At 66.8% G+C, this 6,052-nt stretch carries 7 protein-coding genes; 6 read left to right on the forward strand and 1 reads right to left on the reverse strand.

The annotated features are described in order from the left end of the window. Positions 1-296: 296 nt before the first annotated feature. From FJX73_12525 to dapA, 5 genes are all read left to right on the forward strand, one after another. The gene (locus tag FJX73_12525; protein ID MBM3471594.1) at positions 297-1,622 is read left to right on the forward strand and encodes an ABC transporter substrate-binding protein; all 1,326 of its coding nucleotides are present in this window, start codon (positions 297-299) and stop codon (positions 1,620-1,622) included. A gap of 83 nt (positions 1,623-1,705) precedes the next feature. After that, positions 1,706-2,584 (forward strand): sugar ABC transporter permease, encoded by an 879-nt coding sequence (locus FJX73_12530; protein ID MBM3471595.1) that lies wholly within the window; start codon positions 1,706-1,708, stop codon positions 2,582-2,584. Continuing rightward, entirely contained in the window at positions 2,557-3,402 is an 846-nt protein-coding gene (locus tag FJX73_12535; GenBank protein MBM3471596.1) for a carbohydrate ABC transporter permease, read from the forward strand. The genes FJX73_12530 and FJX73_12535 overlap by 28 nt, the downstream gene beginning before the upstream one ends. Before the next feature lie 14 nt (positions 3,403-3,416). After that, entirely contained in the window at positions 3,417-4,424 is a 1,008-nt protein-coding gene (locus FJX73_12540) for a hypothetical protein (GenBank protein MBM3471597.1), read from the forward strand. A 1-nt stretch (position 4,425) separates the two neighbouring features. After that, positions 4,426-5,376, forward strand: a complete 951-nt coding sequence (dapA, locus tag FJX73_12545; GenBank protein MBM3471598.1) for a 4-hydroxy-tetrahydrodipicolinate synthase — start codon at positions 4,426-4,428, stop codon at positions 5,374-5,376. Here dapA and FJX73_12550 read toward each other — a convergent pair. Continuing rightward, the gene (locus FJX73_12550; protein ID MBM3471599.1) at positions 5,366-5,722 is read right to left on the reverse strand and encodes a cupin domain-containing protein; all 357 of its coding nucleotides are present in this window, start codon (positions 5,720-5,722) and stop codon (positions 5,366-5,368) included. The genes dapA and FJX73_12550 overlap by 11 nt on opposite strands. A gap of 217 nt (positions 5,723-5,939) precedes the next feature. Between FJX73_12550 and FJX73_12555 the strand changes: the two genes are divergently transcribed. Further along, the coding region (locus FJX73_12555; protein MBM3471600.1) for an aldo/keto reductase at positions 5,940-6,052 on the forward strand (113 nt) is incomplete at its 3' end.

Below are 6,052 nucleotides of genomic sequence, written 5' to 3' on the forward strand. Positions count from 1 at the left end.
GCGGTCGGCGCGGCCATCTACGCGGCGGCCGCCGCAGGAACGGCGCAGGGCGGACATGAGAGCATGACCGAGGCGATCCGGCAGATGGGCAGCACCGACCGTGCCCGCTACCGGCCTCGCCCGGAGGCACAACGGATCTACGATGACGTCTATCGCGACTACCTTGATCTCGCCCGGCATTTCGGCGAGGGCGGCACGGAGGTGATGAAGCGGCTACGTCGCCTGCGAGGATGATACGATTGACCAGGGAACGCTCGTATTGCGCACTTGATTGAACGACAGCAGGAGGTGGGAAGATGAGGTGGAGAGAGGAACTTGAGCACAGCACGCCGGTCAGCCGGCGCACGTTCCTCAAGACGACTGCCGCGGCCGCCGCACTGGCCGCCGTGGGATCAGCGCGGATCCCGTCCGTCATGGCCCAAGAGCGGGTCACGACGCTCGACTACTACACGTTGTTCCACAGCGGCGACGCCGCCGCCATGGAGCGCATAGTCCGGCTCTTCAACGCCGAGAACCGCGCGGTCAAGCTGAACCTACTGCAGGGGCAGTGGGCCGAGTACTATGCACAGCTCTTCGCGGCCGTGGGCTCGGGCAACGCGCCGCACGTCGGCATCTGCCACAGCAGCCGCGTCATGGACGTCTACCGCGCGCTGACCCCGCTTGAGGAGTCGCGTGCCGGCAACCTGCTCGACGCGGCCGGCATTCGGGCGCCGCAGTACACCAAGAGCGTCTGGGACGCGGGCGTCTTCGAGGGCAAGCGTTACCTGGTGCCCCTCGACACGCACATGTTTGGGATGTGGTACAACAAGGACCTCTTTCGCCGGGCAGGGCTCGACCCGGACAAGCCGCCGGAGTCGCGCGAGGACTTCGAGCGGGCGGCCGACGCGATCAAGACCCGCACCGGGCAGTTCGCGTTCCATCCCGCGGAGGATGCGCTCCCGCGCAAGCTCCGCCGTGCCTGGGAGTATCTGTTCTGGGGTGGGGGCGGCTCCCTGCTCACGCCCGACGGCAAGCGGGCGGCGTTCAACGACGAGAGGGGCCTGCGGGCGCTGGACTATCTGGTCGGCATGATCCACCGCAGGGGTTGGAACGCGCCCGGGACCGATGGGTTCAAGCAGTTCGCCGCCGGGCAGTTGGGGATGTTGATAGCCGGCAACTGGTACTTCCCGACCGCAAAGGCCGCCGGCGTCAACTTCGGCTTCCACTATGTTCCCAAGTTCTTTGAGAAGCCGACCACCTGGGGCGACAGCCACAACCTGGTCATCCCGCGTCAGCGACCCGAACGGGCATCCGACGATGTGCTGGTGGCGGCCGCCAAGGCGATCAAGTGGATCAACGAGCGGTCCTCCATCTGGGGGATCTACGGTGGCCACATCCCGGCGTTCCTCCCCGCGCAGCGGGCCAAGGATCTACAGGAGTCCGAGACCTGGCAGATCGCCCTGAGCAAGTTCGCCTACATGGCGAACCAGGGATGGCTGCACTACCCTCTGGTGCACCCGCTGGCTCCCAGGGTGCACGCGGCGGTCGAGCCGCACATCCAGGAGGCCTACAATGGGCGCCTGACGCCCAAGGACGCCCTGACCCGCGCCGAGGCCGAGGTCAACCGCGTTCTGACAAGCTGATGCAGTCCGGGGAGGACGCCTTGCGGCGTCCTCCCCGCACTTCGGGATGGCCAGGACATTCGTGACCAGGTGATCGGGAGCTCATGAGGCGTCGCTACGGCAGGATCGTTGAGATCGCGCTCTTCATCCTGCCGTTTGCCGCGTTCTGGATCCTGTTCCGCCTGGGTCCGGTCCTGTATGGCTTCTTCATCAGTCTCTACCGCTGGGATCCCCTGGGCGACGCGAAGTTCATCGGCGCCCGGAACTACCTCAACCTGGCCCGCGACCCCCGCTTCTGGAACGCCCTGGTCAACACGCTGGAGTTCGCGGCCATCGCGATCCCGCTCATCGTGGGGATCGGTCTGGTGCTGGCCCTCTTCATCTTTGCCGGCCGCAAGCGGCGTGTCACCACCTGGCTGGAGGCCGGTTTCTTCTTCCCCTACCTGCTGACCGTCTCGGTCGTCGGGCTCATTTGGCGTTGGTTGCTGGATCCCGACTTCGGGGTCGTGCTGATCACCCTACGGGATATGGGCATTGACCCCCCGGTGTTCCTGAACGAACCTCGGTGGGCGATCCCTGCCATCGCGCTGGCCACGGCGTGGTGGCTGGCCGGATACCGGATGCTTCTGTTCCGCGCGGCCCTCGAGGACATCCCGGACGAGTTCTACGAGGCGGCGCGGATAGACGGCGCCTCGGGCGCGCGCATCTTCTTTTCGATTGTGGTGCCTCTGCTGCGCCCGGCCATCCTGTTCGCGCTCGTGCTCACCACGATCTCGGGGTTCATCGTCTTCGGGCAGGTGCTGATCATGACCGCGGGGGGCCCTGGGCGGGCCTCCGAGGTCCTGGCCATGTACCTATACCGGTTCGGCTTCGAGTATTTGGAGATGGGACAGGCCGCGGCCGTGGGCATGGTGCTCTTCCTGATCATCCTGGGCCTGACGTTGGTGTCGTTCCGATGGCTCGGCTACGAGTCGTCCCTGTGACCGCGGCCAGGCTGGGGCCGCGCCTGCTGGTGGCCGTCGTCGCCGCGCTGGCCCTGCTCTGGGTGGCGCCCATCGCCTGGATGTTCACCACCGGAATCAAGCCCGCGCCCGAGATCTTCGCGCTTCCTCCGACGTGGATCCCGCAGCGCCCCACGCTGGATCACGTGCACGAGGTGCTCAGCCGCTGGCCCTTCCTACGATGGGCGTTGAACAGCGTGGTGGTGGCCGGAGCCACGACGGTGCTCTCGGTGCTGGTCTCGGTGCCGGCGGCGTACGCGTTCTCGCGCCTGCGCTGGAGGGGTCGCGACGCCATCTTCCTGGTCTTCCTGTCGTCAATGCTGATCCCGCTCGAGGTGAACGTCATCCCGCTGTACTTCCTGATGAACCGGCTGCACCTGCTGAACACCTACCCGGCGGTCTTCCTGCCGATGATTGGCATGCCGATTGGGATCTTCCTGCTGCGCCAGTTCTACATCAACATCCCAGGTGAGCTTGACGACGCGGCGCGGGTGGACGGCTGCGGCAACTTGCGGATACTCTGGCACGTGATCCTGCCGCTCTCTCGCCCCGCGCTCGCGGCGCTGGTCATCTACATGTTCACCTTCGCGTGGAACGAGTTCTTCTGGTCTATGATCGCCCTGTCGTCGCCGCAGATGTTCACGCTGCCGATCGGCCTGCGCGCCCTGCAGGGGGCCTACGACATTGACTACGGGGTCCTGATGGCCGGGGCGGCCCTGGCGGTCCTGCCTACCCTGATGTTGTTCCTGTTCCTCCGGGGCTCCATCATCCGCGGGATAACGATGACCGCGCACAAGTAGATCGGACGAGGCAGATCGCACAGGCAGGTTACACGAGAAGGTCGAGGCAGACTCAATTGCGCGTCGCAGCCCGATACGCCGCCACCAACCCGTTGCCCACACCGTTCTGTCATGGCGCCACCCTGCTGCCGCTCGACGGCGGAGACCTGCTGGGCGCCTGGTTCGGCGGGACCCGCGAGGGCCTGCCGGATTCTGGTATCTACGTGGCCCGGCTGGCTTCCGGCGCGGCCGCCTGGCAGCCGCCTCTTCTGGTGGTTCCTGCCGACGGCCACCCGTGCGGCAACCCGGTGCTGTTCGCCGGGGCGCACGGCGTCATCTGGCTCGCCTACTTCCGGGTGTGGGGCGAGTGGTGCACCGGCGGGAAGCCCTGCGCCCGGCTGTCCTTCGACGGAGGTGCCTCGTGGGGCCCGGAGATGCTGCTGCTGGACCGAAGCGGCGTGCTCACGAAGAACAAGCCGCTCCGCCTGGGTGACGAGCTCCTGCTGCCTGTCTACGACGAGTGGAAGTGGCAGGTGGGCATGGCGCGGCTGGATGTCTTGGTGCACACCGAAATCTGGCGCTTCGACGATCTGGCGATCGGTGCCGGCAGCGGCGTGCCCATTATCCAGGGATCGCTGGCCGAGCCGGAGCCCGGAACGCTGCTCATGCTCATGCGGACCAAGGTCGGACGCATCTGGCAGGTCGTGAGCCGCGACGCCGGCCGGACCTGGGAGGGGCTGAGGGCCACGGCGCTGCGCAACCCCAACGCAGGCGTGGATGTGGTCCGCCTCCGGGACGGGCGCCTCTGGCTTTGCTACAACGACACCGACCTCGGCCGCGACCCGATGGAGTGGGAGCTGCGCCATCCCCTGTGCCTGGCCGAAAGCACCGACGGCGGCCGGATCTGGCGCACCATCCTCACGCTAGAGGAGGGGCCAGGTGAGTATTCCTACCCGGTGATCGTTACGGACGAGGCAGGCCGCGTCCACGTGGCCTACACCGCGCTGCGCCGGGAGATACGGCACGTAGTTCTGGAGCCATGAGATGGAGCCCGGACGTGATAACGTTCTCGGAGGCCGGCCCATGACGATAGCCGCACGCCTCGGCGAGGTTTTGTTGCCGCCCGTTACACCCTTTGATAGCAGCGGGGCCGTGGATTTCGCCGCGCTCGACCGCCTGCTCGCCTGGCTCCTGGACCGGGGCATGTGCGACAGCTTGTTCATCGGCGGGACGACGGGCGAGTTTCACGCGCTGTCACTCGAGGAACGGGTGGCGATCTTTGAGCGGGTCAGGACGTTCGCCGGCGCCAGCGTCCCACTGATCGCCGGAACCGGCGCAGCCACGACGCGCGACGCCGTCTTCCTGACGCGGGAGGCCGAGCGCCTCGGCTACGATGCCGCGGCCGTGATCCTGCCCTACTACAGCCGGCCGACCCAGGACGAGATCTATCAGCACTTCGTGGCGGTGGCGCGCGCCACGGCCCTACCGGTGATCCTTTACAACATCCCCCTGTTCACGGGCGTGAACCTGATGCCCGAGACCCTGGCCCGGCTCGCCGATCTGCCAAACGTCGCCGGGGTCAAGGATCAGGCAGGGGCCAACCCGGTCCAGGCGTCGGACTACCTGCGCGTCGCCCCGCACCTGGCGGTCTATTGCGGGGACGATGCGATGATCCTCCAGGTGCTGGCGCAGGGTGGAGTGGGGTGTGTGAGCGGCGGCGCGCACGTTCTCGGCCGACTCATCAAGGAGATGATCCGGAAGTTCAAGGCGGGCGATGTGGACGGCGCGACCGCGATCCATCACCGGTTGATGCCCTTCCATCGCGCGCTGACGCCCGGCGGGCGCGCCAACCCGATTCCTCTGACCCGGATGGCGGTGACGCTCGTCACGGGGGTTGACGTCGGCCCACCGCGGCCGCCACTCATGCTCCCGGAGGAGTCGGAGGTGGCGCGGCTGCGGGGCGTGCTGGAAGGGCTGGGGCTGCTTACTGTCTGAGATAGGCGTCTGCCCCAGCGATCCAGTCCTGTCGCGGCGGGCTGAAGAGGTCCACCGTCACCACGTCCTCCAGCATCTCCGCGCTGTGCGGCACGCCGCCCGGGATGAGCAGCACCTCCCCCTTCTCCAGCACGAGTTCCCGGTCGGGGAAGGTGAAGCGCATCGAGCCGGCGATGCAGTAGCTGAGCTGCTCGTTATCATGTTGATGTGTTGGAACTATGGTACCGGCCTTGAGCTCGATCATGGCCACCATGATGCGTTCTCCCCACAGCATCCGGCGCGTGATCCTGGGGCTCAGCGCCTCAGGCGTCAACGCGGCCAGCACCGCGTGCTGGATCTCGCTCATCGTGCACCTCCGCTTGGGTATGCCGGTTGGGCATGACGGAGGATTCGCCACGAGGCGCCGGCATCACCCCCTTCGGAGGATCCCTGCTCCGGACGATTCCTGCTCATGAGGATTCCCGGCCCGGAGGATTCCCGCGCTGCCGAATCAAACTCTGCGCAGAGGCCTCGCGACATAGAGGCCTAGCGATGCGGGGACCTCGCGAGCAAAGGGGGATGGGATGCGATACCGTCGTCTCGGCAACTCCGGGCTCAAAGTGTCCGTGTTGGGATTGGGCGGCAACACCTTCGGGCGGTTCGTGGACGCCGAGGGGACGGCGCGCATTGTGGACAC

The organism is Armatimonadota bacterium (assembly GCA_016869025.1).
Classification (GTDB): Bacteria; Sysuimicrobiota; Sysuimicrobiia; order Sysuimicrobiales; family Humicultoraceae; genus VGFA01.

What these genes read in the sequence shown, in the direction of transcription:
- dapA (MBM3471598.1), top strand. Translation starts at nt 4,426, where the DNA reads ATGGAGCCCGGACGTGATAACGTTCTCGGAGGCCGGCCCATGACGATA.
- FJX73_12535 (MBM3471596.1), top strand. Translation starts at nt 2,557, where the DNA reads ATGGCTCGGCTACGAGTCGTCCCTGTGACCGCGGCCAGGCTGGGGCCG.
- FJX73_12550 (MBM3471599.1), bottom strand. Translation starts at nt 5,722, where the DNA reads ATGAGCGAGATCCAGCACGCGGTGCTGGCCGCGTTGACGCCTGAGGCG.
- FJX73_12530 (MBM3471595.1), top strand. Translation starts at nt 1,706, where the DNA reads ATGAGGCGTCGCTACGGCAGGATCGTTGAGATCGCGCTCTTCATCCTG.
- FJX73_12525 (MBM3471594.1), top strand. Translation starts at nt 297, where the DNA reads ATGAGGTGGAGAGAGGAACTTGAGCACAGCACGCCGGTCAGCCGGCGC.